Raw genomic sequence first — 25,516 nt, 5'->3', positions numbered from 1 at the left:
ATCTCGGGTCTTTTTTTATGGAATGAATTGCTATATATCAGTAATGAGAAAAACAGAATATAAAGCACTTGCAGCATGAATATAAAGAGGGGTTGTATACTCTCTCAAAAATAGGTTTCCAGCTGTAATACTATTAGCACCAGTAAATTCGGTGCTAACAGTAGGTTCGTTTTCTGGCACAACGAAAGCATTTACGTTGGTACATGTGCTTTCTCATTTATCTATTTTTCTGTGGTCGATTGTATTGTGTATATAAATTAAAAAATGATAGTGTTAGAGCCACCATTTCTCCTGCGGAAGCAAAATAACATCCACATCAAAATTCTCTTTAAACCAATCATACATCAATGTCTCTTTCACTAAATATTCAGAGGCAGAGTGTGACACCCCAATTAGAGACATATTCGTTTCTTTTACATAATCCATAATGAGAGAATATTTATGTCGGCCGTAATCATTGTCGATATGGCAATGGATTTCTCCTGTAATATATGCTTCAGCACCTTTTTCTTCTGCTTCCTTCATTAAAGATACAACATCGCCACATCCAGCGATAATTGCGATTTTTTTAATGGAATCATGTCGTTTACCTTCGAAGTCTGTGTAAGGAATCTGGAAGAGTTTTTTTAGATGTTTTTGGAGTGCTTCTGTCGATGTTTCATCTATTTCACAAATAAGGCCAACTGGTTCTTGTTCTGGACCTCCATATGCAAAGTTGTCCACTACAGTAGCATTTAATGCTTTTGCAATTGAAATACTCGTTCCATGAGTTTGATGAAAATCCATTGGTACGTGACATGTATATATAGAAAGTTGTTTTTCTTTTATTCCTTGCAAATATTTTTCAGGAATTGGTATGAAACCGCGGCCTGATCTTCCAATTGGATCACCGCACTCCATTACAAGGGGATGGTGCATAAAGAGTAAATCACCGGGTGTGGATTGTGAAATGAATGTTTCAAGAACGTCATCTGTAGGGAATACAGCTAAAAATACTTTGTTTACATTTTCAGATCCGTGCATCATAAGGCCGTTAAATAAATCTACAAAATTTGCTTCGAAAAATTGTTGCCAAGGAAATTTGATAGGATCATATACGGCTGGGATAAATCGACTAAAGGCGCTATCTTTTCCGTATTTTTCAATTTGAAATAAGTGATCGAGTGATTGCTCTATTTTTTTTAAGGCTGGCATGTTTGATAATCCTCCTTAAGATGATTCTTGCTTTATGAGTTGTTTGTATTCTTCGTAGTAAAATAAGAAGCGGATAGGAAACAAATAAAACCTAGAATCCAGTCAATAGAAGGAGAATAGGGAAGTACATGCTGTAATAGCATTCCGCTAGAAATGAAGAAACTACTAAATAGACCTAATAACATAGGATATCGTTGTAGTTTGAACACGGATAGTAAACATCCTTTCTCCTGCATGAACTACTCATAAAAGCTCGATTGCTGAAACTTTATCACATACATTGTATATTAGTCTTAATTTTCTGTATATAATTTTTGAGAAAAATGGTGATACAATATATGAATGATAAGAGAAGAGAGGATGAAGATTAACATATGTACGTTACTGTAACAGAAGCAGCATATAAAAAGATTATGGATACGATTCCGAGTGAAGCGAAATATATAAAGTTATTTTACGATAATGAGGGTTGCGGTTGTGTTATGAGCGGAATCATCGATTTAGTAGCTGTAGCAGAAAAAGATGAGCGCGATGTGGATATTGAATCAAGCACAATGAATTTTATCGCTGATCGTACAAAGCTTGTATTTATGGATGATAAGTTAACGGTTGATTGGCATGAAGGTGGAGGAACTTTTCAGTTGAAGAGCCCAAGCCAGTTTTATAATCCAAATATGAAGTTACACGTTCGAGTATAGTAAAGGAAATGTGAGTCCAAAATGTATTTTGGACTCACATTTTTTTATTTTATAAGTCGCTATTATTGTCGATTTTTGTTGATTAGTCGATATATTTGGGAAATCGCCGATATAATTTCATTTACCAAAAAGTTTCATATAATAAAAAGATTTTTTCACATAATGAAATGTACATATGATTGAATTTTCTGTATAATCTTCTTTGCGGAGGGGATACGCATGAGAAGATGGGGAATTGAGTTATTAATTTTAAGTGTTGTTATTATTTGGGGGATTAACTATACGATTGCGAAGTATGGACTTTTAGAATTTACAGCAATTGAGTTTACTGCACTTCGTATGATGGCGGCGGCACCGCTTCTGTTACTCCTTACCTTTTTTATTGAAAAGTCGGTTTATATGGAGCGAAAGGATATACCTAGATTAATCATCGTTAGCGTTGTAGGTATTGTACTGTATCAAACGTTATTTATGGAAACTGTCAAATATACATCCGCTACAAATGCCTCTTTACTCATTTCTATATCACCTATTTTTACAACTGTATTTGCGATTTTTCTGAAACAAGAAAATTTTTCTTCTCGAAAGTTAATCGGTTCTATGATTGCTTTTGTTGGTGCAGCATTAGTTTTAGTAGCAGGACGTTCACTTACTAGTTCTTTTTATGGCAATGGAATTGGACTTATTACATCAATATGCTGGGGGCTTTATCCTGTTTTAGCAGGACCATTAATTAAAAAATATTCAGCATTACGTGTTACTACATGGTCTGCATTAGTGGGTGCGATTCCGCTATTATTGTTAAGTGGTCCGCATGTGTTTGTCATGCCATTTCAAATTACTCACGGAATGACACTATTTGCTTTACTATATTCTATTTTCTTTGTCACAGTATTCGGCTTAGTGATGTGGTATGTTGGTGTTCAAAAAATTGGGGCGTCACATACGATGGTATATATGTATATAACGCCGCTTGTAGCTGTTTTATTTGCAGCTGTCTGGGCAAATGAATATGTATCGTTTCAACAGATCATCGGTGGAATTATCATTTTTGTCGGTCTATGGTTTGTGAAATCGGAGAAAGTAAAAGTTCATTCTATTGCAGGGGAACCTATATCAAAATAGGAAAACAGATCACCTATGATCTGCTTTCCTATTTTTTTATTTTTGGTAAGAAGATGAGAAATAAGATAGCAGTAATAAGTGGGATTAAGTTTAAAAATGGAATACGGAAGAGTGTAATAAGAATAATACCAGGAAGAAGAACACCGAGGACAGCGTAAAAAATGCTATGATTTTTCGTGTACCAATACAATGAAAGTCCGATAAGTGCAGGGATAATGAGGTGAATGAGAGCCATTAAAAAATAAATCATTAGACGCCCCCTTTATTTGTGTGCTTATTACATCATATCCGTATGTTCATAGATTGATATCATTTTTTTCATAAATGGACGAAAAAAGTTTGGAAAACCGTCACAAAATATGAGAATATGATGTTCGAAATCTTGTATAATATTATTTCCTAAAAACATTTAAACAACATAAACATACGGTTTATGTTGTTTTTGATTTGAGTGAAATGGATGTAAGGAATATGAATTTGAAAGAAATTTTTTGTTGGATAGATAAGAACGAATGAAGAGGGGTACAGCATGATTAGTATGTCACTAAGATCATTTAAAATCCAATCGTATTATATACTAGGTATTTTGTTACTAGGTTGGATGTTAACACCGTTTTCAGCACACTTTTTAGGCGCTGGAATTGGGCTTATTGTAAGTATGTATTGCGTTTGGCTTTTAGGGAGAAGAATTGAGAAGCTTGGAGATAGTATTGTAAAGAAGACGAAAGCACCGACACTCGGTATGTTTAACCGTTTTGCAGCTGCCATTTTGGGTGCTATTATTATGTACGAAATTGAGCACCACATGGTTATGTGGGCATTTGCAGTAGGGATTATGGGTGGTTATTTCTTAATCGTTGTGAATTTAGGATACTATAGCATGAAAGATGAGAAAGAACTAACGAAGAGTTAAAAAAGATAAAAAGATACTTTATAGATGGAATAGAGGATCTGGCGTGGGATAGAAGCGGTCAGTGCCTATTTAAGCCCCATTCGTCGTAAACCCAGAAGATGTAGTGGGTAGGAAAGTAGTTAATATGTTTGAATCCATGATGTGTACGTGTGAAAATTTGAGTATATAAATTAAAAATTGTGCTTGGACAGTCTTTAGGTGGAATAGAGGATTTAGCGAAGAGTAGAAGCTATAAGAGTATATAGAAAGAAGCTTACGTAAAAACGTAAGCTTCTTTTTTATGTAAGTGTGTGTAACCGTTAAGCCGCATTGGGTTTTGTCGGTGAGTACGCGAAACTTTACGGTTACACGACACTTATTCATATGAGTAAAGGGTTATTTCAACAGAAAGTTTTAATTTAAGCGATTGGGCCGCCTAAGTTAATAATATCTTCAGAAACGCTTTCGAACTTTTTGAAGTTCTCTTTGAATTCATTTGCAAGCTCGATTGCTTTTGCTTTGTAAGCAGCTTTATCAGCCCAAGTTTGTTCAGGCATTAACACTTCGTCAGGTACACCTGGTACGTGAAGTGGAACTTCAAGACCGAAGATGTCATGTTTAGCTGTTTCAGTTTTTGCAAGTTCGCCGCTTAATGCTGCTTGAATCATTGCACGAGTATAACCTAAGTTCATACGTTTACCAACGCCATATTCGCCGCCAGTCCAGCCAGTGTTTACTAGGAATACTTTCGCATCGTGTTTCTCGATTTTTTCACCAAGCATTTCAGCGTAGCGAGATGCATCAAGTGGTAAGAATGGTGAACCGAAGCAAGTTGAGAATGTAGCTTGCGGAGATGTAACGCCGCGCTCTGTTCCTGCTAGTTTACTAGTGTAACCACTTAAGAAATGATACATAGCTTGCTCTTTTGATAACTTACTGATTGGAGGCAATACGCCAGATGCATCAGCAGTTAAGAAAATAATTGTATTTGGGTGTCCAGCAACACTTGGCAGTACGATATTGTCGATCGCATGCATAGGGTATGCAGCACGAGTATTTTCTGTTAAAGTAGTATCGTTGTAGTCCGCGATACGCGTTTGTTCATTAATGATAACGTTTTCTAAAACAGATCCAAATTTGATTGCATCGAAAATTTGTGGTTCTTTCTCGTGAGAAAGGTTTACACATTTTGCATAGCAACCGCCTTCAATATTGAATACACCGTTATCAGACCAACCGTGTTCATCATCACCGATTAATTTACGGTTCGGATCAGCAGATAAAGTTGTTTTACCTGTTCCAGATAAACCGAAGAATAGTGCTACGTCACCTTCTTCACCTACGTTTGCAGAGCAATGCATAGAAAGAATATCTTGTTCAGGTAGTAAGAAGTTCATAATAGAGAAGATTGATTTTTTCATTTCTCCAGCGTATTCTGTACCACCAATTAGTACAATACGTTTTTCGAATGAAACCATAATGAATGCTTCAGAGTTTGTACCGTCAACAGCTGGATCAGCTTTGAAGTTCGGTGCAGAAACAATTGTGAACCCTGACTCATGAGTTGTTAATTCTTCTTCAGTTGGACGAATGAATAATTGATGTACAAATAAATTGTGCCATGCATATTCATTAATAACTTGAATTGGTAGGCGGTAATTGCGGTCAGCGCCTGCAAATCCTTTGAAGACGAATAACTCTTCTTTTTCTTTTAAGTATTCTAAAACTTTAGTATATAATTTATTAAAATGTTCTTCAGAAATCGGTTGGTTCACAGCTCCCCAAGCAATTTTGTCAGCAACCGATGCTTCTTTCACAATAAATTTATCTTTAGGAGAACGTCCTGTATATTTTCCTGTTGAAGCAGAAACGGCACCAGTAGAAGTTAATTTCCCTTCATTTCGCATTAATACTTTTTCCACTAATTGCGGAACACTTAGTTGAATCTGTGCATTGCTTCCGTTCAATAATTCGTGTAAACCAATTTGGACATTCACAGTACTCATATTTATATACCATCCTTTTCATTTAATGAAATATTTCTCGTAATCCCCAACAAGAGTATAACACAATTATATAAATAATGTATACTATTTATTTCTTTTTGTTTGTGTGAATGCATTATTTCCCTATTAATATTTCATTTCAGGCGTATTGAGAAAAACTTTCAGGAAAATGTGAATATTAATTGACAAATGAATATCATTTCTTTAGTATAGGTTGGGACGGATACTCTCTTATCCCGAGCTGGCGGAGGGACAGGCCCGATGAAGCCCAGCAACCTCACTTGTATTGATAAATACAGGTGAATAGGTGCTAAAACCTGTGCGAGGCTACAGGTCTCGAACGATAAGAGCGAAGGGCAAAAAGCAGTATGCAAGTAGCAAATTAAACCTTTCCTCTATGTAAAGTAGGAAAGGTTTTTCTGTATGCTTGTGTGGGAGAATAAATGTATGTCGCAGTTTGTGGCAAATTAAGGATGAGTTCCGTACAATATATACAATTACTGTAGGGAGGTTTACCACATGACAAAAAAACGTCATCTGTTCACATCTGAGTCTGTAACTGAAGGACATCCAGATAAAATTTGTGACCAAATTTCTGATTCAATTTTAGATGCGATCTTATCAAAAGACGCAAATGCACGTGTAGCTTGTGAAACAACTGTAACAACTGGTTTAGTATTGGTAGCGGGGGAAATTACGACTTCTACTTACGTAGATATTCCGAAAATCGTTCGTGAAACAATTCAAGGCATTGGTTACACACGCGCAAAATACGGATTCGATGCAGAAACTTGTGCTGTTTTAACATCTATCGATGAGCAGTCTGCTGACATCGCTATGGGTGTTGACCAAGCGCTAGAAGCACGCGAAGGTCAAATGACTGACGCTGAGATTGAGGCAATTGGTGCAGGAGACCAAGGTTTAATGTTTGGTTTTGCATGTAATGAAACACAAGAATTAATGCCACTTCCAATCTCGCTTGCTCACAAATTAGCTCGCCGTTTAACTGAAGTACGTAAAGATGATACATTATCATACTTACGTCCAGATGGAAAAACGCAAGTTACAGTTGAGTATGATGAAAATGGTAAACCAGTACGTGTTGATACTATCGTAATTTCTACACAACATCATCCAGATGTTACATGGGAAGAAATCGATCGCGACTTAAAAGAGCACGTAATTAAAGCTGTAGTACCAGCAGAATTAATGGATGGAGAAACGAAATTCTTCATTAATCCAACTGGCCGCTTCGTAATTGGTGGACCACAAGGTGATGCTGGTTTAACAGGACGTAAAATCATCGTTGATACTTACGGTGGATACGCTCGCCACGGTGGCGGTGCATTCTCTGGTAAAGATGCAACAAAAGTTGACCGTTCTGCAGCATATGCAGCTCGTTATGTTGCGAAAAACATCGTAGCAGCTGGTCTTGCTGACAAAGCAGAAGTACAACTTGCATACGCAATCGGTGTAGCACAACCAGTATCAATTTCAGTTGATACATTCGGCACAGGTAAAGTATCTGAAGACGTACTAGTAGAACTAGTTCGTAACAACTTCGATCTTCGCCCAGCTGGTATTATTAAAATGCTAGACTTACGTCGCCCAATTTACAAACAAACAGCAGCTTACGGCCACTTCGGACGTACTGATGTAGATCTTTCATGGGAACGTACAGACAAAGCTGCAGCTTTAAAAGAGCAAGCTGGTCTATAATATATGAAAAAAAGCTTTGCGCGGTGAGCGCAAAGCTTTTTTTATTTCGTTTTACTTACAATTTGAATGCATGAACTACAATATACTTCTCCATCTAGCTCAATATACTTTTTCATATTAGTCATGCCTTTTCATACGTTTTTATTTCCTTTTTACATGATTTAGAAAGGGTGGGTTTCTTCTGGAACATATGCAATCAACCTTTCAATTGACGTGCTTTTCCTGCGCAAAAGGCACTGCTTAGTAAAAATAGTGTCGCGAATATAATGCTTACTAATGTAGCGTATGGAATTGCGCCTTTTAAGGAAAAGCCGACAGTGATTGAAGCGATGAATAAGAGGATAAATGTTGTTGTTAATTTTTTATATAGTTCCATAATATGTAGACCTCCAATTTATTTTTTAGTACAAGTTTTAAAATTGAATTCTATTATGTAGAAAATATAAGGAGTAGCTAAAGATGTGTAGTCTAGGAGTATAAGAAAGTGCACTTTCCTTTTTGTGGGTTAGTATACTTATATTGTATCATGGCGCATGATTGGCTTCATATATAATTGTGTAAAGATATGTATGATAAAATGAAGAAAAGTCTTTAAGAAAGGAAAGATACAAAATGAGTGTAACTGAACATAAAAAACAAGCTCCAAAAGAAGTGCGTTGCAAGATTGTTACGATTTCCGATACACGTACGGAAGAAACAGATAAGAGCGGACAATTATTACATAAATTATTAAAAGAGGCAGGACATACAGTGACCTCTTATGAAATTGTAAAAGATGATAAAGAAAGTATTCAGCAAGCAGTGTTAGCTGGTTATCATAGGGAAGACGTAGATGTTGTATTAACAAATGGCGGTACTGGTATTACGAAGCGTGATGTAACAATCGAAGCAGTGTCAGCATTATTAGATAAAGAGATTGTCGGGTTTGGTGAGCTGTTCCGCATGATTAGTTATTTAGAAGATATCGGAAGCAGCGCAATGTTAAGTAGAGCAATCGGCGGTACAATTGGACGTAAAGTAGTTTTCTCGATGCCAGGGTCGAGCGGAGCGGTTCGTCTTGCGATGAATAAATTAATTTTACCGGAATTAGGCCATATTACATTTGAGCTGCATCGCCAATGAGTAAGTGGGCTGGAATTGTATTAGCGGGCGGTATGTCGAGTAGATTCGGTGAGCCAAAAGCGTTAGCGAGCTGGCGAGATAGTACTTTTATTGAGCTTATTTTGAAAGTGATGACAAGTGCGCTCCAAGAAGTTGTAGTCATCAGTCACTCTGATATAAAAGAGCGAGTAGAGCAATTCGTACAAGTTCCTGTTATAGAAGATATTCCGCACTATAAAGGAAATGGGCCGCTTGCCGGCATTGTATCAGGAATGGAATACATAGAAGCAGATTGGTACGCTATTATGCCTTGCGATGCGCCAAATGTTTCGCATGAATGGTTTACCATTTTACTAGAGCAAACGAGCAATGAATATGATGCGGTTGTACCTATTATTAATGGAAGAAAACAGCCGCTACTTGCAGCGTATCATAACCGCGTGAAAGAAAAGATTTATGCTTTACTTCAGGAAGAGAAAAGAAGTATGGGGCAGCTTTTATCACAATGTAATGTGAAGTATGTTGCTGGAGAAGATGTACAAGCGAATACAGATTGGTTTATAAATGTAAATACAAAAGAAGAATATGTGCAGGCTCAAAAAGACCTTTCAAATGAATGAAAGGTTTTTTGATATACAGAATTGGGGAACAATTGCTGTATAAAGGTATGTGAGTAAGTTGATTTTAAGGGGAATTCTTAAAATCATTATACAGCAAAAACACTGTATAACCATATATTAATTTTTATGGGTTTTTATTACAAGTCTGTTTAGTTATGTTTATTTTTGCTATAATGAATATGGAAATAAATGATATTTCACCTTATGTATCATTCATTTAACTAAAATTCACAAGTGTGTAATAAACTCCCTTCGTTTTTGAAGGGAGTTTTTCTGTTTAAGCAAGTAACTCTGATGCGGTATGCTGAAGGACTTCTTCATACTGGTTAAGTAAGGCGCGAAAGATCTCATCCCAGCTTTTTGATTTCGCAAAAGATGAAGCTGCTATTCCCATTTGCTCAAGTTTTTCTTCATTTTGCAATAAAGAATAAATGGATGATAGAAATGCATCCTCATTTTTAGGGGGACAAAGAATTCCCGTTTTTCCATCTGTAATAATATTTTTAACCCCGCCACTATTTGCACCAATGACAGGTGTGCCACATGCGAGTGATTCAAGTACAACATTTCCGAATGTTTCAGTAGCTGATGGAAATACCATTATGTTAGAACAAGCATATGCAGCGGCTAAATCTGCACTTTGTAAGTAGCCAGTAAAAGTGACATTTGTTTGCGGAACAGCTTCACGCAAATTTGTTGCTAGAGGTCCGTCTCCTGCGATGAGCCAATGAATGTCGTTTCGAGTATGCGATGTTTTAACGATAAGGTTTTGCAACGTATCAATATCTTTTTCAGGAGCAATTCGTCCTACATAGGAAAGAACATACTTCGCTGTAATATTATATTTTTTTCGGAATAGGTCTGTATTGTAAGCTGGATGAAAGAGTGTGCAATCTACACCACGTCCCCAAATGGAGAGGGCCTGAAAGCCTTTATTTTTTAATTGATGTAATGTTTCAGGGGAGGGAACGAAATTTTTTTGCATATGACTATGAAACCATTTTAAATAGTTCCAAAGCATATTGGTGAGAAATTCAATTTTGTAATAGCGTAAATACGCATCGAAATCAGTATGATAAGAACCGACAACTGGGATGTTTAACTTTTTGGCGTAATACAGTCCACAAAGTCCCATGTTGAAAGGTGTGGCAATGTGAATAATGTCAGGTTTAAAGGAATGAAGTTCCCGTTTAATACGCGGAGTAGGAAAAGAAAAGCGACATTCTGGATATAATATTGTTAACGGGATACTTCTCATCTTGTTCACATTAGCCACGAAATTATCTTCAGCTGTATGTTGAGGGGCGAAAACAGAATAGGCGATCTGTTCTTTCTGAAAGTAACTTGTTAATCGTTCTAACGTTTTCGCAACCCCGTTAACTTGTGGCGTAAAAGTATCGGTAAAAATGGCGACTCTCATCATATCACTCCTTTATGTGAAAAGTGGGATGAATTGATAAAAAGAGATGATGCCAGAGCAAGTGCCAAGGCACATGCCGACGAATACATCTGACGGATAGTGAAGCCCTAAATAAATACGAGAAATACCGACGCATAATGCTAACGGTAATAGGAAAGCAAGTAAGCTTGGATTATAGCAAATAAATGGAATGAAGACAGAGAAAACGGCTGTTGTATGACCAGACGGGAAAGAGTGGTCTTTTAATGGATGGACTGGATATTTCGCATCCTGAATTGTTAAATAAGGACGTTTTCGTGGATACCACCTTTTTAATATTTGTACAGGAATATGGCTAATTGCTAAAGAAATAGCAGTAGCGATTGCCGCTTGGTGTAAAGTCCCTTTTGCAAAAATTAAAAAGAAAAGTGTAAGTGTAATGGAGAAAGTAGCACCACCGATATGGGTAATATTGCTGAAAAAGATATTTAATGTTTTTTGATCAAAGTAGCGATTAATTCCTTTAAAAATGTAACATTCTATTTTATATAATCCACTGACCTTCATGAAAATTCTCCTCCCTCGTTTACATATATATGGAGATATTAGCTTTTATTTTAATAAGATTTTGTTGAGGGAGTAATAATGTTTTGTAAAGAAAAAGTTAGTTTTTATATAAAAAAAGCTGCCAGTATTATGGCAGCAGTAAAATCATTTTTGTAGTGATTTATAATATTGACCTTTTTCAACATACTGCGTACGAATACGCTCCATATCTTTACGGTCTTCTTCTGTTAATTCACGAATGACTTTCGCGGGACGACCGAAAGCTAACGTGTTTGGCGGGATTTTCTTTCCTTGTGAAACGAGGCTTCCAGCGCCGATAAAAGCTCCTTCGCCAATTTCAGCACCATCTAATATAATGGATCCCATTCCAATTAAAGCATCCTTTTTAATATGACAGCTATGTAAAATAACTTGATGCCCAACTGTAACATCATCTTCTAAAATAAGAGGATACTGAGGGCTTTGGTGGAGTGTACATTGGTCTTGTACATTTACTCGGTCTCCGATTATTGTTGGTGACACATCACCACGGATGACTGTATTAAACCAAATACTTGATTCCTCGCCAACCGAAACATCGCCTGTAATCGTAACATAGTCAGCGATAAAAGCACTACTCGAAATTTTCGGATTTTTTTCTTTGTAAGGATATATCATGTAAAGTCTTCCTTTCCTAGAGACTAGTTTTAGTGTATCAAATTATGAGAAAGAGTGAAATGGAGGAGGTCCGTATGTGGAATTATGAAGCAGAGGAAGCGAAAGCTGTCATTGTTATCGTGCACGGCGCAATGGAATATCACGGACGTTACGAAGCCGTTGCGGAAGTGTGGAATCATATCGGCTACCACGTCGTGATGGGGGACCTTCCGTCACATGGAACGACTTCAAGAAATAGAGGACATATTGATTCATTTGATGAATACATAGAGGAAGTTAAATTATGGGTGAAAGAAGCAAGAAAGTATAGGTTACCTATCTTTTTATTTGGTCATAGTATGGGCGGTCTTATCGTCATTCGTATGATGCAAGAAACGAAGAGAGAGGATGTAGATGGTATTGTTTTAAGTTCGCCATGTTTAGGTGTAGCAGCCGGACCTTCTGCTCCACTTCAATTTGCTTCAAAAATATTAAATGTTGTGGCTCCAAAATTGCAATTTGCAACGAATCTTACGGTGGAAATGTCAACAAGGAATCATGAAGTGAGAGATGCAATGGAGAATGATTCATTGTTCTTGCGCAAAGTATCAGTACGTTGGTATAGTGAATTGATTAAGTCTATCGAAATTGCTCATAAAAAAATAGACGATTTTCCAGACGTTCCGCTCTTGCTAATGCAAGCATGTGAGGATAAACTTGTAGATAAAACACGTGTCCGCATGTGGTTTGATAATGTTAAAATAGGTGATAAGGCATATAAAGAATGGCCGAATTGTTATCACGAGTTATTAAATGAGTATGAGCGTGATGAAATTTTGAATTATATTCAGTCATTTACTGAAATACATGTCAATAATATAGTAAAAACAAACAAATAAATCATTATTTGTACATTTAATAGAGGAGATGAAGGAAGAAGTGAACGTACCGAGTAATCCCATAACGCTCATGGCGAAAGTATACCGTGATGTGTTTCCGGTTGTACACCATGAGCTAGCGATGTGGAAAGAGCGTGCCTACCATATTCCGAATGATGAGCTTCATAGTCAGGCAATCGCAAGTATTGAGCATAAAACGTTTCATTGTGAGGGTGGTGGCATTTTATCGCTGCTAGCAAATGAACACCGAGAGGAATGCATTCGTTTTATCGTAGCGTATCAAACAATCAGCGATTATTTAGATAATTTATGTGACCGCAGTACATCACTTGACCCAAATGATTTTGCCGCACTGCATGAATCTATGTTAATGGCATTATCACCTGAAGTAGAAGGTGGCGGTAATTATTATCGCTATCGTGATGATCAAGATGATGGTGGTTATTTAGATGAACTTGTTGAAACGTGCCAAGATGTTTTAAAGAAAACGAAGCACTATGACAAAATTGCTCCTGTTCTTCATGAACTTGCTTGTTATTATTGTGATTTACAAATTCATAAACACGTGAAGTTAGAAGAAAGAGAACCGCGCCTGAAAACATGGTTTGAAGCACATAAAGAAAACTTACCTGAGATGAGCTGGTTTGAATTTTCAGCATGTGCCGGTTCTACGCTTGGAATTTTCTGTCTTGTAGCATATGCATTTCATGATGAATTACATGATGAAGATATTGCGAAAATTAGACAAGGATACTTCCCTTACGTACAAGGACTTCACATCTTACTTGATTATTTCATCGATCAAGAAGAAGATCGTATCGGCGGGGATTTGAATTTCTGTAGTTATTATGAAAACGAGCAAGCGATATTAGATCGTATGAAACACTTTGTAGAAGAAGCAGAGAAGAGCATTGGTGATTTACCTCATGCGAAGTTTCATCGTCTCATAAGCCGAGGATTACTTGGTATTTATTTATCAGACCAAAAAGTATCAGCACAAAAGAATATGCACAAAATGGCACGGCGCATTGTAAAATACGGAGGTCTCACTTCACGATTCTTCTATTGGAACGGGAAGATGTACCGAAAGAAAATGGCGCAGTGATGAAGAAAACCACTCATGTAGAGTGGTTTTTTTTATTATGACCGTATTTTTGAAAATACATATATGAGAAGTTCAATTGCAAAAATAACTAAAACAGATAGTCCGAATAAAGGCATGACAGCGCCTAGTATAACCATCATGATAAAGAAAACGAATATACTTTTCTTATCTCTTTGTTTTGGAGGTGCTGCTAATTTTCCTTTCGGCTTTCTTGCTAACCACATTTTTATTCCGTAATAAATGAGAAGTAGTAGAGATAATGTCGTTAGTAAGCATAATATTTTATTTGGCCATCCGAATAAATGTCCTTCATGAAGCGGGATACCGTAAGTGAACCATTGTGCAAGTAATCCATAATCACGATAGTCCGTTTTTGAAATGAGTTCCCCGCTATATTGATCAAAGTAAGCTGTTATCTCTTCACTTGGTGCAACATGCATCCCTGTAATACCAGAACCGCTCGATTTCGAAACAGTGAATACACCTTTCGGATCAGCTGGTAGTGAAATAACATATGGCTTCTTTATTTCAATTCCTTTTTGTAATTCATCGACAGAAATTGCTTTCGGTTCATTTGAATTCGATTCAGGAGGAGCTTCTTTTCTTGTTGCCCACGGCAATTCTTTTACCTTTGATTCAGGCGGTGCCATGTACAATTTTGGATATCCGAGTGATTCATTAGAAGATGCAATTTTATAAATTTGGTTCCCCATAAATCCTGACCATGGCAATCCAGATGCGATTAGCAGAAAGAGAGGAATTGTAAATATAATACCGATAATAGAATGACGTCTTTTTGCTTTCTCTCGCTTATTGGATGAGGGTGTGTTTTTGAATTGGCGTATACTCATGTACAATCCGGTTACGATTAAAAAGATTGTCCAGCATGCCGCAAGTTCTACAGTATAGTTGACGACAGTGCCACCAACTAAAAGAGAACTATGTAATTCCCTCATTATATTGGCAAATGTTTCACTTGCGTTTTGATCCCCAACAATTTGATTATTACTATCTAAATACACATATTTTTGTTGCCCAGTATACCCATTTGCAATCGTAAGTCTCGTATTATAATCCCCATTAAATTCACTAATTTTCGCCACGCTATAATGTGGATATTTTTTCTCTGTTAAGGAAATAGAATCAGACATCGAAATAGATTCTGTTTGAGCACTCTTCCCAAAATATAAATCTTTATAGATGAAATCTTCAACTTCCTCCCGAAATAAATACCCAATTCCGCTTAGTGACAAAGTAATAAGAAGCGGCGTAATAAAAAGCCCAGCATAAAAATGCCAACGCCAAAAAATGTAATGAAGCGAACGATTTTGTTTCATACTTTCAGTTCCCCTAACCTTCCCTATATGAATAACTACTTATTTAATATAGCGAGATTAAGTGTGATTACTTTGAAAGAATTGTGAAGAAAGTTAAAAGTTTTTAGGGGTTTCAACATTTATAAATATTTCTTCTTATTTGATAAATACATCTCAACAACCGCTTTCGCAAGACATTGAGCAGAATCAACAAAATCCTCACTCGCCACCACATTCAAATCGGTACATGCGATAATTGCAGTATCTACTTCATCTTCCAACTGTAAAACGAGCGCATTCCACAATTCGCGAGCTTCTTCACTCTCTCCAGATTTAATCCAAGTAATAATTTGATTAATCATTTCCTGCCATTTTTCATGATGAATGTACTCTATATTACGTTTTGCAATCCCATCTTGGTAAATCCCAGCTTGAACAGTTGCTTCTGTTGCGAGAAGAGCAACTCTTTTTGTATTTTCAGGAATTGTTTTTAACGTCTCATCAACTATATTCAAAATAGGAATAGAAAGAGATCGCTGTAATTCTTCAAAATAAAGATGCGCCGTATTGCACGGCATAGCGATAAAGCTTGCGCCAGTACTTTCAAGTTTTTGTGCTCCTTCAATAATCGCTTTTTTCATCGCTTCGTGATCAATAGGGCGATCCATGTAAAACGGTGTTGGGCACGAGTAAATCATCATATGAGGAAAGTCCATATCATGCTTTGCTCCATATATTGTTTGGCACTTTGCTACAACTATATCGACGAATGGTCCAGTTGATTTTGGTCCCATTCCTGCTAGTATTCCGATCATTGTTTCGTCTCCTTTAAGATTGTATATATCCATTATATAGGAGGATAACAAAAAAACGTGCAGTGAATGCACGTCTTTTTTTGTTACGTTTTGTCGAACAATCGATATATCCGAGAAATCGTTGATATATTGTAAGTTATGATAGATATATCGAAAAAACCGTTGATATATCCTGAGTTACGATAGATATAATTGAAAAATCGTTGATATATTACCCCGCATTAACGGGCAGTAAAACTCCCACCTTAAAATTCGCCTGGAGCAAAGAGGTTAGGTGGGAGATAAACTGCCCATAAATGCCCGATTGGTTCAACTAATAATCAGTGGGGATGCCCCCACTGATTAAAGTTTCACTTTATCGCTTCTCAATCGCCACAATAAATGGTGGGTTATTTTGCTGGTTAATGAAGCCGTATCGCAGTACGTGCGCTTGTTTTTGGTCTAGTTCTTCGGCAAATTTGAGAACAGCGTCGCGTTCTACTTGTCCTTCTGGATGTCCGTGGTAAATAACAAGGACGATGATACCTTCAGGTGCCATTACTTCTAATAATTGTTCAATCGCTGAGATTGTTGAGTTCGGTTTTGTAACGATATGCTTGTCTCCGCCTGGAAGGTAACCTAAGTTGAAAATTGCGCCTGTTACTTTTCCTTTTGCATCTTCCGGTAATACGGATAGAAGCGTATCGTGACTATCGTGAACTAAAACAGTACGTTCAAAAAGCTCTTTTTCTTTTAGACGAGTTGTTGAGCTTTCAATTGCCTCTTTTTGAATATCAAATCCAAATACTTTTCCGTTATCTCCAACGATTTCAGCTAGGAAGCAAGTGTCATGCCCATTGCCGAGTGTTGCATCTACAGCGTAATCGCCTTCTTTTACTGCTGTTTGCAAGAGAGTGCGAGCAAACGGTAATACACGTTCTAATTTCATTTTTGTTTCTCCTCATTTGCATATTTTCCTTGCCAGCTTCCGCGGCGTACAAATTCTGCATCGATGGAATTTAATACTTCCCATTTATTTAAGCTCCACATTGGGCCAATCATTAAATCAGGTGGACCGTCACCTGTGATACGGTGCACAATTACGTCTTCTGGAATAATTTCAAGTTGGTCAACAACGAGACTTACGTAATCCTCAAGAGAAAGGAACTCGAGTTGTCCTTTTTCATATTGCTTCACCATTGGCGTTCCTTTTAATAAGTGAAGTAAGTGGATTTTAATTCCTTGTACGTCAAGCTTCGCTACTTCACGAGCTGTTTCCATCATCATGTCGTAATCTTCAAGTGGAAGGCCGTTAATAATATGAGAACAAACTCGAATGCCGTGCTTACGTAATTTATTTACACCTTCCACATAAGACGGATAATCGTGAGCGCGATTAATAAGATTTGCAGTACGTTCATGAACAGTCTGTAGTCCGAGTTCAACCCAAAGGTAAGTGCGTTTATTTAAGTCCGCTAAATATTCAACAACATCGTCCGGTAAACAATCTGGACGAGTCGCAATAGAAAGACCGACAACGTCTTTTTCTGCTAGAAGCGGTTCGAATTTTTCTTTTAACACTTCAAGTGGTGCATGTGTATTTGTGTACGCCTGGAAATAAGCGATACATTTTCCGTCTTTCCACTTTGAGCGCATTTTTTCTTTCATTTCATGATATTGCGTTATAACATCATCGCGGCGATCGCCAGCGAAGTCACCAGATCCAGCAGCACTGCAAAATGTACAACCGCCATAAGCAACTGTACCGTCACGGTTCGGGCAATCGAAGCCAGCATCTAATGAAACTTTAAAGATTTTTTCACCAAATTCATTTCGTAAATGATAATTCCATGTATGATAACGTTTATTGTCGTTTGTATATGGAAAAGGGTTTTGAACCTTCATTACTTTCCCTCCTAAGCCGAGTCAAAATAACACAAAATCCATTATAACATACTCATAAGGTTCATAAGGAAGGGACACACTAAAGGGGAATTGAAGCAAGGAGGGACAATTATGGCAGAGCGTCAATCACTTGAATCGTATATTACACAAGCGGAACAAGCGGTGGAATATGCGAAAGAACAATTAGACCAAGGTATGAGACAAGAGCATTATAATACGATGGAGTATTCGGATGCGCAGTTACAATTAGAACAAGCGTATAACGATTTACAAACGATGCAACAACATGCAAATGATGAGCAACGTGAGCAATTAAATAGAGCACGTATGGCAATTCGCCAATTGCAACATCAAATGATTATTACACCGCACTAATAAGGAGTGAATGTAATGGCGAAACGTTCAGATCAAAATAACCCAGAGCAAAAAACACAAAATGGACATAACGCTGAGTTTTCGAATGAACTTGATCCGATTGTTCAAGTAAAACAGCGTAATAGTAAAAAAGGACAACCTCAAAAGTCGAAACAATCAGAGTAGACCAGGTCGCAATATGACCTGGTTTTATTTTGCTATATGACAATAATGTAAGATTCCTGTAAGGTTTGCCGATAGTTGTAATTGTCCTTTTCCAGTAGAGTAAGGGAGGATTAAATTTTGGACAAGGAGCTGCTTTATGGGGAACAATATTACAAACAAACGAATTGATGAGTTAGATTACATTCGTGGCTTTGCACTACTGGGGATTATTTTAGTAAATATTCTTGCACTACTTCATATTAAAATCCCAGATCCTAATACAGTGGATGTGAGCTATCAAAGGTTTCTATACTTATTTGTAGAAGGTCGTTTCTTCTCAATCTTCTCATTCTTATTTGGAGTAGGATTTTATATCTTTATTTCAAGAGCGATTGCGAAAGGGAAAAATGGCTATGTTTTATTTTTACGTCGCTTAGTAGCATTATTTATTTTTGGTTTAATTCATCAAATGTTTCAGCCTGGGGAAGCGCTGGCGTTATACGCAATTTGCGGATTAATCGTTTTACCGTTTTATAAAGCGAAAAAAGCAGTGAACCTAGTACTAGGATTTATTTTGACAATTGCCTTCAGTGTAATGGGAGTTAAAGAACTATTACCACTTGGCTTAATTTTATTAGGGCTTGCTGCAGGACAATATCGTGTATTTGAAAACCTTGTGCAAAATATAAAGAAAGTCGCTATTTTTACAGGTATTATGTTTGTTTTAAGTGTCATAGCTGTATGGTATCAATATGGGCACGTTCCTGCTGAACCATTTATAAATATGATACTTGAGAATGAGGATGGAACAATGAATGCTGCAAGCCAATTTTTAAAAATTGGTGTTACAGTTGGACCGATTATTTCAGCTTTCTATGTTGGAGCATTAATTTTATTACTTCAATTAAAACTAGTTCAAACATTGTTAGCACCACTGAAATATTATGGCCGAATGGCTTTAACGAATTATATTGGACAAACTGCAATGATTTTAATCGCAGGAAGTGTATTTAACTTTGCAGAAAACTTAACTTACATGCAGACGTTATATGTATGTATTGCAATTTATGCAATTCAAATTGTATTTAGCGTAATTTGGATGAAAATCTTTAAAATGGGTCCATTAGAATGGATTTGGCGTGTTATTACCTATTGGACGGTAACACCTTTAAAGAAATAAAGAGAGAAGTGGGCTGTTCCTTTTGTGGAACAGCCCATTTTTATTGTCATTTTTTTCGGAAAGTCGATATTCGTTCGCGAATCACCGATATATTTGAGAAATCGCTAATAAAATTTCATTTATCACCGAACCTTACACACTTATCTTTTTTATATTACAAAAGTGTAAGGTAAATGTAATGTTAACAAATAGCAGTTCGCCTCTAAAAAGCGCAAAATAGGTAATGGAAAAACAAGCGTAGGAGGATATATATGACGAAACCAGTTGTAGACGTGAAAAACGTCCAAAAAGTGTACGGTAAAAAAGGTGAGAACCAATCACATGCGTTAAAAGGTGTTTCATTCTCAATTCAAGAGGGTGAGTTTGTAGGGATTATGGGACCATCTGGTTCTGGTAAAACGACATTATTAAACGTAATTTCAACACTTGATAAAGCAACGGGCGGCGTTGTTGAAATTGCGGGTACGGATATTACGAAAATGAAGCAAGGTGAACTTTCTGATTTCCGTTCACAAAAATTAGGATTCATTTTCCAAGACTTTAACCTATTAGAGAACTTATCTATTTATGAAAACATCGCACTTCCATTATCTCTTCAAGGTGTCGCGTCACGTAATATTGGACCGAAAGTAGAAAAAGTAGCGGATATGTTAGGGATTACAGAAATTCTTCAAAAGTATCCATCTGAAGTATCTGGTGGACAGAAACAACGTTCAGCAGCAGCGCGTGCTTTAGTACATGAGCCTGCAATTATTTTAGGGGACGAGCCAACAGGAGCGCTTGATTCTAAAAATGCAACGAGTTTACTTGATGCGATGACAAACTTAAATAAAGATCAAGGCGTATCTATTATGATGGTTACACATGATCCGTATAGTGCAAGTTACTGTCAGCGTATTTTATTCATTCAAGATGGTGAGCTATATAAAGAAATTCACCGCGACGGTACACGTGAAGAGTTTTATAAAGAAATTTTAGATGTGCTTGCGGACTTAGGTACACAAAAAGCGTAAGAAAGGAGGTTCTAGAGCATGTTATTCAAACTTTCCATGTCAGGGCTAAAAAGTAAGCTGAAAGATTATATCGTCTTACTTGTCGGTCTTGTCATGTCTATCTCAATTTTTTATATGTTTCAAACGTTAGCGCTGAATAAAGCGTTTATCGAATCCAACTCAGTTATTCAATCAATTGGATTCGTATTCCAAGCAGGTTCATTTTTATTAGCTATCATAACGTTCTTCTATATTTTATATGCGAACTCTTTCTTATTATCTCTTCGTCAAAAAGAGTTTGGTATGTATATGATGTTAGGAGCGAAAAAACATAAAGTTACATTACTTATGTTTATTGAAACGATTGTATTAGGTGCTGCTTCTCTTGCAATTGGACTTGTGGTTGGGGTAGGACTTGCAGAAGGTATCGGACAGTTATTAATGAAACAATTAGAATTTGCTGGTGAAGGCTATAAAGCATTCTACCTGCCATCTATGACTGTTACTTGCATCTTCTTCTTTGCGCTATTTATATTATCAGCAATTATGAACAGTATTAAATTATCACGTATTTCTGTACTGCAACTTGTACATGCAGATGCGCAAACAGAGCGTGTTGCAGTAAAAGGCAAAATGACAGGTTTAGTTGCATTCCTAGCGGTTATTTTATTAGGGATTGGCTATGCATCAATGATTTACATGGAAAAACTAAGAGAAATGGGAATCCTTATTGCATTAATTACAACAACAGCAGGTACTTACATGCTATTTGGATCACTCCTTCCAGTCATTATTAAAAAGTTAAAGAGTAATAAAAAGCGTAGTGAAAAAGGACTTAATGCTTTTACATTTGCACAATTAAATTTCCGTATTAATAGCTTAACGAAAGTGCTTGCTACGGTAGCAATGTTAGTTGCTCTTGGAGCTGGTGCAATTTCAGGTGGTATGGCGTTTAAAAATAACGTTATAAAAACGGTTGATGGATTTGAAATTTATGATTCAGTTATTCATAATCCTACAGCCGAAGAGAAGAAAATTTTAGAGGGCATATCATTTAAAAGTAAAGCTGAGTATCGTTATAAAGTAGACGACAAATATATTTATTATGTAAAAGAAGATTTAGAGAAACATAAGCCATTTATTCGAAATGGTGTAGGTAAAGAGAATTTCGGTAAATATAAAGAAATTTCAGGAGAGGCTCCAGTAGGTACAGTAGCAGGAGTGAGCTCAGAACAAACTCAAAATGAACAAGCAATGCCTGAAGAATGGGATGAGGCATTTAGAACAATCCAACCATATTATATATACCAAGATCGTGCCATTAAAATTGTAGATCAAAAAATGTACGATACTGTAAATGGTAAAGAAGGAATCGTATTTACTGGAAAAACAGGCGATTTCGTAGCACACACAAAAGAATGGAAAAAACTTGACGAGTTGCAGCTAGCTAAATATAAAAATATAAAAGCTGAGCAAATGAGTAGTAAATATCAAGTGTATGACATGTTCTACGGTCTTGCGAGCGGAACAGTGTTTATGGGCTTCTTCCTTGGAATTGCTTTCTTAGCAATGATGGCAAGCTGTCTTATGTTCAAAATTCTTTCTGGTGCATCAAAAGATATTACGCGTTATCAAATGCTTCGTAAAATCGGTGTACGCCGTGAATTATTAACGAAATCAATTTATAAAGAGTTATTCTTAGTATTCTTATTCCCAGCAATTGTGGGTATCGCTCACGTATTAGTTGGTATGAATATTTTCGGATTTATTTTAGTCGATCCGTACTTCCGTATTTGGGTACCAATCGTAATTTTCGTAGTTATTTACACGATTTATTACCTTATTACAGTTCAATTGTATAAAGGAATTGTTCTTCCGAAAGAAGATTAATAAAAAACCGAGCGAAATCGCTCGGTTTTTATTATTTTCAGAAAAAACACTTTAATGTTACTGAAATGTATAATATAATGTAAATAAGTAACGTAATATAAAAGTAGAAGCAGCTGGATAAGGAAAGGAGGAATCCAATCTATAGAAAGAAGCTGAACTTTTATCCCCTATTTCTTTTCTAACCACAACGTATTTGTACAATTGTAAATTTCCAAATTGAAAACTGCTTGGATCACAAAAGTATATTGTGAAAATAATGGATAATACATGGAAATCTCATAGCATGATAAGGTAAAATGGACAACATGATGAGAAAATTACCGTTCATAAGATGAGGAGAATACATGTATGGAAGTTGTAGAGGCATTAAAAGATATAAACCAAATTGAGGCTATGAAAAAATATTTAAAAGAGCACTCCCAGCGAGATTATCTTTTATTTGTTATTGGAATTAACACAGGATTAAAAATTACAGAGCTACTTAGTATGAAATTTGAAGATGTATTACATGAAGACGGGACTGTTAAAGAGTTTTATACTCTTCCTGTGAAAGATGAAAAATTTAAACAAGATATTTATTTAAATACAAAAGTAAAAGAAGCGCTTTTAGATTACGTACAATCTATTGGCGTTAAAAGAGAAAATTACGTATTTCAATCTAATAAAACGCCAAATTCAATTACGCGCCAACAAGCGTATCGTGTAATTCATAATGCTGCAGAAGCAGTTGGAGTTGTTGGTAAAATCGGAACGAATTCAATGCGAAAAACGTTTGGATTTCATGCATACAAAAGAGGGATAGCGATTGCGCTATTGCAAAAACATTTTCATCACGCGACTCCATCAGAGACGTTAAAGTATTTAGGTATCTCAAAAGATGAAACCTTTAAAACGGAGATTGATGTCGATTTATAAAAGCCGTAACTAAAAAATTAGGGGGCGGAAAATATGAATATTAGAGAGAGTGAACTGCCGGGTATTGGATGTAAGTTTGAAGTGATTACAAAAGGTAATGAAAAGATGGTTATCGTTATTCATGATGATGGCCGAAGAGAAATGTACCATTTTGATGCGGATCATGAGGAGAGTATTTCAAGCGTCTCTCTTCGTGATTCCGAAGCGAGACAAATTGCAGCTATATTGGGCGGAATGGTATATAGACCACAAGCTTTAGATACGATTGAAATGGCTTTTGAAGGATTATCAATAGAGTGGTTTAAGGTGGAAAATAATGCACCAGTCGTACAAAAAACAATTGGTAGTTTACATGTCCGAAACACATATAATGTAACAATCATTGCCATTTTGAAAAAGAATATGAAGAAGTTCTTTAATCCAGGCCCAGATTCTATCATTGAAGCTGGCGATATGCTTGTATTATCAGGCGAAAGACATGAAGTAAAAAGAATTATTAATGAGTTGCTTTCAGTAGGAGGGGATTCATAATCGATGGATACTTTAATCTTTGAAGTTGGAACTGCGTTAGTATTAGTCGCTTTTGCAGCTATTCTCGCTGCAAAGTTAAAGTTCTCGATTATTCCGTTTCTCATTATACTCGGTATGCTAGTGGGGCCTCATGCCCCAGATTTAGGGCTTATCGATTTAAGATTTATTGAAAGCGGAGAAGTTATTTCCTTCCTCGGCCGTGTTGGCGTTATATTCCTCTTATTCTATTTAGGCTTAGAATTCTCAATTAAAAAATTAATTAAATCAGGAAAATCAATTGCTTTTGGGGGAACTGTTCATATATCGCTTAATTTTATATTAGGTTTACTTTACGGATATATAATGGGTTTCCCCTTATTAGAAACATTAATTATTGCTGGGATCATAACAATTTCATCGAGTGCAATTGTTGCGAAAGTAATTGTTGATTTAAGAAGATCTGGTAATAAAGAGACGGAGCTAATTTTAGGAATCATTATGTTTGACGATATCTTTTTAGCGGTATATTTATCAGTCGTTTCAGGATTAGTACTCGGAGGGGCAACGTCATTTGTAGGTGCTCTTACATCCATTTTAATTGCAGTAGGATATATGTTACTATTCTTTGTAGTTGCTAGAAAAGCTACACGATTTTTAAATAAAATGTTAGATATTTCATCCAATGAAATATTTATTATCGTAATATTCGCTATTTTGTTCTTCGTAGCAGGATTTTCAGAAACGATTCATGTTGCAGAGGCGATTGGAGCATTATTATTAGGGCTCGTCTTTTCTGAAACAGAGCATAGTGATCGAATTGAACAGCTCGTTGTTCCGTTTCGTGATTTCTTTGGAGCTATATTCTTTTTCAGCTTCGGTTTAAGTATAGACCCATTTTCGCTTGGAGGAGCAGTGTGGTTGGCATTAGGAGCAGTTTTCATTACTCTTATCGGTAATTTTACTGCTGGAATGGTTGCGGGACGTAAAGCCGGGTTATCACATAAGGCTTCTACAAATATCGGTTTAACACTTGTATCACGCGGAGAATTTTCCATTATCGTCGCTAATATTGGAATTGCGGGCGGCTTAATGGCAACGATTAAACCGTTCTCAGCTTTGTATGTTTTAATATTGGCATCGTTAGGACCTTTGTTAACGAAAGAATCTGGGAGAATATATTCCTTATTAGATAAAATATTTAAATGGAGCGCTAAAGAAAGTGCGAAGAGAGAAAAAGAAGTTGGATAGTAGAAATAAGGGAGACTGCATGAACTTTATGCAGTCTCCCTTATTTCTATATTGTTACGGATGTCGTTTTTTGTCGGTAAGTCGATATATTTAGAAAATCGCTGATATATTTCAAGTTGTGGTCGATATAATTGAAAAATCGCTGATATATTTTCAAGCAGGGATAAATATAATTTCATTTACCGATAAACCATTATCTGAATTTCATCAACTATTAATCAGTTGCCTTCCTATTTAAAAACGACTACAATTTTACTGTTATATATGAACGAAAAAAATAGAATAG

The 25,516-nt window shown here is 36.4% G+C and carries 28 protein-coding genes and 1 riboswitch; of the genes, 16 read left to right on the top strand and 12 right to left on the bottom strand.

All coding sequences use genetic code 11. The features are described from left to right. Positions 1 to 30: 30 nt before the first annotated feature. Positions 31 to 180 (bottom strand): hypothetical protein, encoded by a 150-nt coding sequence (locus tag AC241_RS34900; RefSeq protein ID WP_180229701.1) that lies wholly within the window; start codon positions 178 to 180, stop codon positions 31 to 33. A gap of 93 nt (positions 181 to 273) precedes the next feature. Next, positions 274 to 1,194 (bottom strand): Nif3-like dinuclear metal center hexameric protein, encoded by a 921-nt coding sequence (locus tag AC241_RS23645; RefSeq protein ID WP_029443464.1) that lies wholly within the window; start codon positions 1,192 to 1,194, stop codon positions 274 to 276. Positions 1,195 to 1,568: 374 nt separating this feature from the next. On the opposite strand from AC241_RS23645, the gene AC241_RS23635 reads away from it, so the two are divergent. Both AC241_RS23635 and AC241_RS23630 read left to right on the top strand, forming a co-directional pair. Then, positions 1,569 to 1,892, top strand: a complete 324-nt coding sequence (locus AC241_RS23635) for an iron-sulfur cluster biosynthesis family protein (RefSeq protein WP_000289570.1) — start codon at positions 1,569 to 1,571, stop codon at positions 1,890 to 1,892. Between the two features lie 219 nt (positions 1,893 to 2,111). Continuing rightward, a complete protein-coding gene (locus tag AC241_RS23630) occupies positions 2,112 to 3,017 on the top strand; it encodes a DMT family transporter (RefSeq protein ID WP_050844604.1) in 906 nt (301 codons plus the stop codon). Positions 3,018 to 3,045: 28 nt separating this feature from the next. Here the strand turns inward: AC241_RS23630 and AC241_RS23625 are convergent, their stop codons facing one another. Continuing rightward, positions 3,046 to 3,267, bottom strand: a complete 222-nt coding sequence (locus AC241_RS23625; RefSeq protein ID WP_000639042.1) for a hypothetical protein — start codon at positions 3,265 to 3,267, stop codon at positions 3,046 to 3,048. 279 nt (positions 3,268 to 3,546) lie between these two features. Here AC241_RS23625 and AC241_RS23620 point away from each other — a divergent pair, with 279 nt between their 5' ends. Then, positions 3,547 to 3,930, top strand: a complete 384-nt coding sequence (locus AC241_RS23620) for an ATP synthase subunit I (RefSeq protein WP_000624926.1) — start codon at positions 3,547 to 3,549, stop codon at positions 3,928 to 3,930. A gap of 398 nt (positions 3,931 to 4,328) precedes the next feature. Here AC241_RS23620 and pckA read toward each other — a convergent pair whose 3' ends face one another. Next, positions 4,329 to 5,915, bottom strand: coding sequence for a phosphoenolpyruvate carboxykinase (ATP) (gene pckA / locus AC241_RS23615; protein WP_016079985.1), 1,587 nt, complete (start codon positions 5,913 to 5,915; stop codon positions 4,329 to 4,331). Between the two features lie 228 nt (positions 5,916 to 6,143). Next, positions 6,144 to 6,265, top strand: a riboswitch (SAM riboswitch). A gap of 169 nt (positions 6,266 to 6,434) precedes the next feature. Here pckA and metK point away from each other — a divergent pair. Next, positions 6,435 to 7,634, top strand: a complete 1,200-nt coding sequence (metK, locus tag AC241_RS23610) for a methionine adenosyltransferase (RefSeq protein ID WP_000163117.1) — start codon at positions 6,435 to 6,437, stop codon at positions 7,632 to 7,634. Positions 7,635 to 7,830: 196 nt separating this feature from the next. Here the strand turns inward: metK and AC241_RS23600 are convergent, their stop codons facing one another. Continuing rightward, positions 7,831 to 8,010 (bottom strand): hypothetical protein, encoded by a 180-nt coding sequence (locus AC241_RS23600; RefSeq protein WP_002123244.1) that lies wholly within the window; start codon positions 8,008 to 8,010, stop codon positions 7,831 to 7,833. Between the two features lie 236 nt (positions 8,011 to 8,246). Between AC241_RS23600 and AC241_RS23595 the strand changes: the two genes are divergently transcribed. Both AC241_RS23595 and AC241_RS23590 read left to right on the top strand, forming a co-directional pair. Further along, on the top strand, positions 8,247 to 8,756 hold the full coding sequence (locus AC241_RS23595) for a MogA/MoaB family molybdenum cofactor biosynthesis protein (protein ID WP_016079987.1): 510 nt from the start codon (positions 8,247 to 8,249) through the stop codon (positions 8,754 to 8,756). Beyond that, positions 8,753 to 9,355 (top strand): molybdenum cofactor guanylyltransferase, encoded by a 603-nt coding sequence (locus AC241_RS23590; protein WP_016079988.1) that lies wholly within the window; start codon positions 8,753 to 8,755, stop codon positions 9,353 to 9,355. The genes AC241_RS23595 and AC241_RS23590 overlap by 4 nt, the downstream gene beginning before the upstream one ends. Before the next feature lie 277 nt (positions 9,356 to 9,632). On the opposite strand, the gene AC241_RS23585 is transcribed toward AC241_RS23590, so the two are convergent. The 3 genes from AC241_RS23585 to AC241_RS23575 all read right to left on the bottom strand — a co-directional run bounded on the left by AC241_RS23585 (position 9,633) and on the right by AC241_RS23575 (position 11,978). After that, positions 9,633 to 10,775, bottom strand: coding sequence for a glycosyltransferase family 4 protein (locus AC241_RS23585; protein ID WP_050844603.1), 1,143 nt, complete (start codon positions 10,773 to 10,775; stop codon positions 9,633 to 9,635). 12 nt (positions 10,776 to 10,787) lie between these two features. Next, positions 10,788 to 11,321: a phosphatase PAP2 family protein gene (locus AC241_RS23580; RefSeq protein WP_043935243.1), complete on the bottom strand. Its 534-nt coding sequence runs from the start codon at positions 11,319 to 11,321 to the stop codon at positions 10,788 to 10,790. Between the two features lie 144 nt (positions 11,322 to 11,465). Beyond that, positions 11,466 to 11,978, bottom strand: a complete 513-nt coding sequence (locus tag AC241_RS23575) for a gamma carbonic anhydrase (protein WP_000640219.1) — start codon at positions 11,976 to 11,978, stop codon at positions 11,466 to 11,468. 74 nt (positions 11,979 to 12,052) lie between these two features. Here AC241_RS23575 and AC241_RS23570 point away from each other — a divergent pair, with 74 nt between their 5' ends. Together AC241_RS23570 and AC241_RS23565 are read left to right on the top strand one after the other, a co-directional pair. Beyond that, the gene (locus AC241_RS23570) at positions 12,053 to 12,856 is read left to right on the top strand and encodes an alpha/beta hydrolase (protein WP_029443461.1); all 804 of its coding nucleotides are present in this window, start codon (positions 12,053 to 12,055) and stop codon (positions 12,854 to 12,856) included. Positions 12,857 to 12,896: 40 nt separating this feature from the next. Beyond that, positions 12,897 to 13,961 (top strand): tetraprenyl-beta-curcumene synthase family protein, encoded by a 1,065-nt coding sequence (locus AC241_RS23565; protein ID WP_001102475.1) that lies wholly within the window; start codon positions 12,897 to 12,899, stop codon positions 13,959 to 13,961. A gap of 35 nt (positions 13,962 to 13,996) precedes the next feature. Here the strand turns inward: AC241_RS23565 and AC241_RS23560 are convergent, their stop codons facing one another. The 4 genes from AC241_RS23560 to mnmL form a co-directional block, all read right to left on the bottom strand. After that, the gene (locus tag AC241_RS23560) at positions 13,997 to 15,298 is read right to left on the bottom strand and encodes a PepSY-associated TM helix domain-containing protein (RefSeq protein ID WP_050844602.1); all 1,302 of its coding nucleotides are present in this window, start codon (positions 15,296 to 15,298) and stop codon (positions 13,997 to 13,999) included. Positions 15,299 to 15,417: 119 nt separating this feature from the next. Continuing rightward, positions 15,418 to 16,092: an aspartate/glutamate racemase family protein gene (locus AC241_RS23555; protein WP_043935244.1), complete on the bottom strand. Its 675-nt coding sequence runs from the start codon at positions 16,090 to 16,092 to the stop codon at positions 15,418 to 15,420. 355 nt (positions 16,093 to 16,447) lie between these two features. Continuing rightward, positions 16,448 to 17,020 carry a tRNA 5-(aminomethyl)-2-thiouridylate-methyltransferase MnmM gene (mnmM, locus tag AC241_RS23550; RefSeq protein WP_000764489.1) on the bottom strand — a complete coding sequence of 191 codons (573 nt, stop codon included), beginning with the start codon at positions 17,018 to 17,020 and terminating at the stop codon, positions 16,448 to 16,450. Next, positions 17,017 to 17,976 carry a tRNA modification radical SAM protein MnmL/YtqA gene (gene mnmL, locus AC241_RS23545; RefSeq protein ID WP_000868033.1) on the bottom strand — a complete coding sequence of 320 codons (960 nt, stop codon included), beginning with the start codon at positions 17,974 to 17,976 and terminating at the stop codon, positions 17,017 to 17,019. The genes mnmM and mnmL overlap by 4 nt, the downstream gene beginning before the upstream one ends. 111 nt (positions 17,977 to 18,087) lie before the next feature. Between mnmL and AC241_RS23540 the strand changes: the two genes are divergently transcribed. From AC241_RS23540 to AC241_RS23505, 8 genes are all read left to right on the top strand, one after another. Beyond that, complete coding sequence (locus AC241_RS23540) at positions 18,088 to 18,351, top strand: YtzC family protein (RefSeq protein ID WP_000840869.1); 264 nt, start codon at positions 18,088 to 18,090, stop codon at positions 18,349 to 18,351. Positions 18,352 to 18,366: 15 nt separating this feature from the next. Next, positions 18,367 to 18,516, top strand: a complete 150-nt coding sequence (locus AC241_RS23535) for a hypothetical protein (RefSeq protein ID WP_001129340.1) — start codon at positions 18,367 to 18,369, stop codon at positions 18,514 to 18,516. A gap of 136 nt (positions 18,517 to 18,652) precedes the next feature. Then, a complete protein-coding gene (locus tag AC241_RS23530) occupies positions 18,653 to 19,675 on the top strand; it encodes a DUF418 domain-containing protein (RefSeq protein WP_050844601.1) in 1,023 nt (340 codons plus the stop codon). Between the two features lie 251 nt (positions 19,676 to 19,926). Then, positions 19,927 to 20,688, top strand: a complete 762-nt coding sequence (locus tag AC241_RS23525; protein ID WP_000165835.1) for an ABC transporter ATP-binding protein — start codon at positions 19,927 to 19,929, stop codon at positions 20,686 to 20,688. A gap of 18 nt (positions 20,689 to 20,706) precedes the next feature. After that, a complete protein-coding gene (locus AC241_RS23520) occupies positions 20,707 to 22,557 on the top strand; it encodes an FtsX-like permease family protein (protein ID WP_043935249.1) in 1,851 nt (616 codons plus the stop codon). 348 nt (positions 22,558 to 22,905) lie between these two features. After that, a complete protein-coding gene (locus AC241_RS23515; protein ID WP_016079999.1) occupies positions 22,906 to 23,472 on the top strand; it encodes a tyrosine-type recombinase/integrase in 567 nt (188 codons plus the stop codon). Positions 23,473 to 23,505: 33 nt separating this feature from the next. Continuing rightward, positions 23,506 to 24,003, top strand: coding sequence for a cation:proton antiporter regulatory subunit (locus AC241_RS23510; RefSeq protein ID WP_001026053.1), 498 nt, complete (start codon positions 23,506 to 23,508; stop codon positions 24,001 to 24,003). 3 nt (positions 24,004 to 24,006) lie between these two features. Beyond that, complete coding sequence (locus tag AC241_RS23505; protein ID WP_000380176.1) at positions 24,007 to 25,230, top strand: cation:proton antiporter; 1,224 nt, start codon at positions 24,007 to 24,009, stop codon at positions 25,228 to 25,230. Positions 25,231 to 25,516 lie beyond the last annotated feature (286 nt).

The sequence above is a fragment of the Bacillus thuringiensis genome (genome assembly GCF_001182785.1).
GTDB lineage: Bacteria > Bacillota > Bacilli > Bacillales > Bacillaceae_G > Bacillus_A > Bacillus_A thuringiensis_S.
The sequence above is the reverse complement of the archived record's forward strand: the minus strand, read 5'-3'. Positions and strand labels throughout refer to the sequence as shown.

Excerpts from the sequence above, each read along its gene's own strand:
- AC241_RS23530 (WP_050844601.1), top strand. The coding sequence starts at position 18,653 with ATGGGGAACAATATTACAAACAAACGAATTGATGAGTTAGATTACATT.
- AC241_RS23625 (WP_000639042.1), bottom strand. The coding sequence starts at position 3,267 with ATGATTTATTTTTTAATGGCTCTCATTCACCTCATTATCCCTGCACTT.
- AC241_RS23595 (WP_016079987.1), top strand. The coding sequence starts at position 8,247 with ATGAGTGTAACTGAACATAAAAAACAAGCTCCAAAAGAAGTGCGTTGC.
- AC241_RS23580 (WP_043935243.1), bottom strand. The coding sequence starts at position 11,321 with ATGAAGGTCAGTGGATTATATAAAATAGAATGTTACATTTTTAAAGGA.
- AC241_RS23575 (WP_000640219.1), bottom strand. The coding sequence starts at position 11,978 with ATGATATATCCTTACAAAGAAAAAAATCCGAAAATTTCGAGTAGTGCT.
- AC241_RS23600 (WP_002123244.1), bottom strand. The coding sequence starts at position 8,010 with ATGGAACTATATAAAAAATTAACAACAACATTTATCCTCTTATTCATC.
- AC241_RS23505 (WP_000380176.1), top strand. The coding sequence starts at position 24,007 with ATGGATACTTTAATCTTTGAAGTTGGAACTGCGTTAGTATTAGTCGCT.
- pckA (WP_016079985.1), bottom strand. The coding sequence starts at position 5,915 with ATGAGTACTGTGAATGTCCAAATTGGTTTACACGAATTATTGAACGGA.
- AC241_RS23590 (WP_016079988.1), top strand. The coding sequence starts at position 8,753 with ATGAGTAAGTGGGCTGGAATTGTATTAGCGGGCGGTATGTCGAGTAGA.
- mnmM (WP_000764489.1), bottom strand. The coding sequence starts at position 17,020 with ATGAAATTAGAACGTGTATTACCGTTTGCTCGCACTCTCTTGCAAACA.
- AC241_RS23555 (WP_043935244.1), bottom strand. The coding sequence starts at position 16,092 with ATGATCGGAATACTAGCAGGAATGGGACCAAAATCAACTGGACCATTC.
- AC241_RS23515 (WP_016079999.1), top strand. The coding sequence starts at position 22,906 with ATGGAAGTTGTAGAGGCATTAAAAGATATAAACCAAATTGAGGCTATG.
- mnmL (WP_000868033.1), bottom strand. The coding sequence starts at position 17,976 with ATGAAGGTTCAAAACCCTTTTCCATATACAAACGACAATAAACGTTAT.
- AC241_RS23570 (WP_029443461.1), top strand. The coding sequence starts at position 12,053 with ATGTGGAATTATGAAGCAGAGGAAGCGAAAGCTGTCATTGTTATCGTG.
- AC241_RS23535 (WP_001129340.1), top strand. The coding sequence starts at position 18,367 with ATGGCGAAACGTTCAGATCAAAATAACCCAGAGCAAAAAACACAAAAT.
- AC241_RS23510 (WP_001026053.1), top strand. The coding sequence starts at position 23,506 with ATGAATATTAGAGAGAGTGAACTGCCGGGTATTGGATGTAAGTTTGAA.
- AC241_RS23525 (WP_000165835.1), top strand. The coding sequence starts at position 19,927 with ATGACGAAACCAGTTGTAGACGTGAAAAACGTCCAAAAAGTGTACGGT.
- AC241_RS23630 (WP_050844604.1), top strand. The coding sequence starts at position 2,112 with ATGAGAAGATGGGGAATTGAGTTATTAATTTTAAGTGTTGTTATTATT.
- AC241_RS23635 (WP_000289570.1), top strand. The coding sequence starts at position 1,569 with ATGTACGTTACTGTAACAGAAGCAGCATATAAAAAGATTATGGATACG.
- AC241_RS23560 (WP_050844602.1), bottom strand. The coding sequence starts at position 15,298 with ATGAAACAAAATCGTTCGCTTCATTACATTTTTTGGCGTTGGCATTTT.
- AC241_RS23540 (WP_000840869.1), top strand. The coding sequence starts at position 18,088 with ATGGCAGAGCGTCAATCACTTGAATCGTATATTACACAAGCGGAACAA.
- AC241_RS23585 (WP_050844603.1), bottom strand. The coding sequence starts at position 10,775 with ATGAGAGTCGCCATTTTTACCGATACTTTTACGCCACAAGTTAACGGG.
- AC241_RS23520 (WP_043935249.1), top strand. The coding sequence starts at position 20,707 with ATGTTATTCAAACTTTCCATGTCAGGGCTAAAAAGTAAGCTGAAAGAT.
- metK (WP_000163117.1), top strand. The coding sequence starts at position 6,435 with ATGACAAAAAAACGTCATCTGTTCACATCTGAGTCTGTAACTGAAGGA.
- AC241_RS23620 (WP_000624926.1), top strand. The coding sequence starts at position 3,547 with ATGATTAGTATGTCACTAAGATCATTTAAAATCCAATCGTATTATATA.
- AC241_RS23645 (WP_029443464.1), bottom strand. The coding sequence starts at position 1,194 with ATGCCAGCCTTAAAAAAAATAGAGCAATCACTCGATCACTTATTTCAA.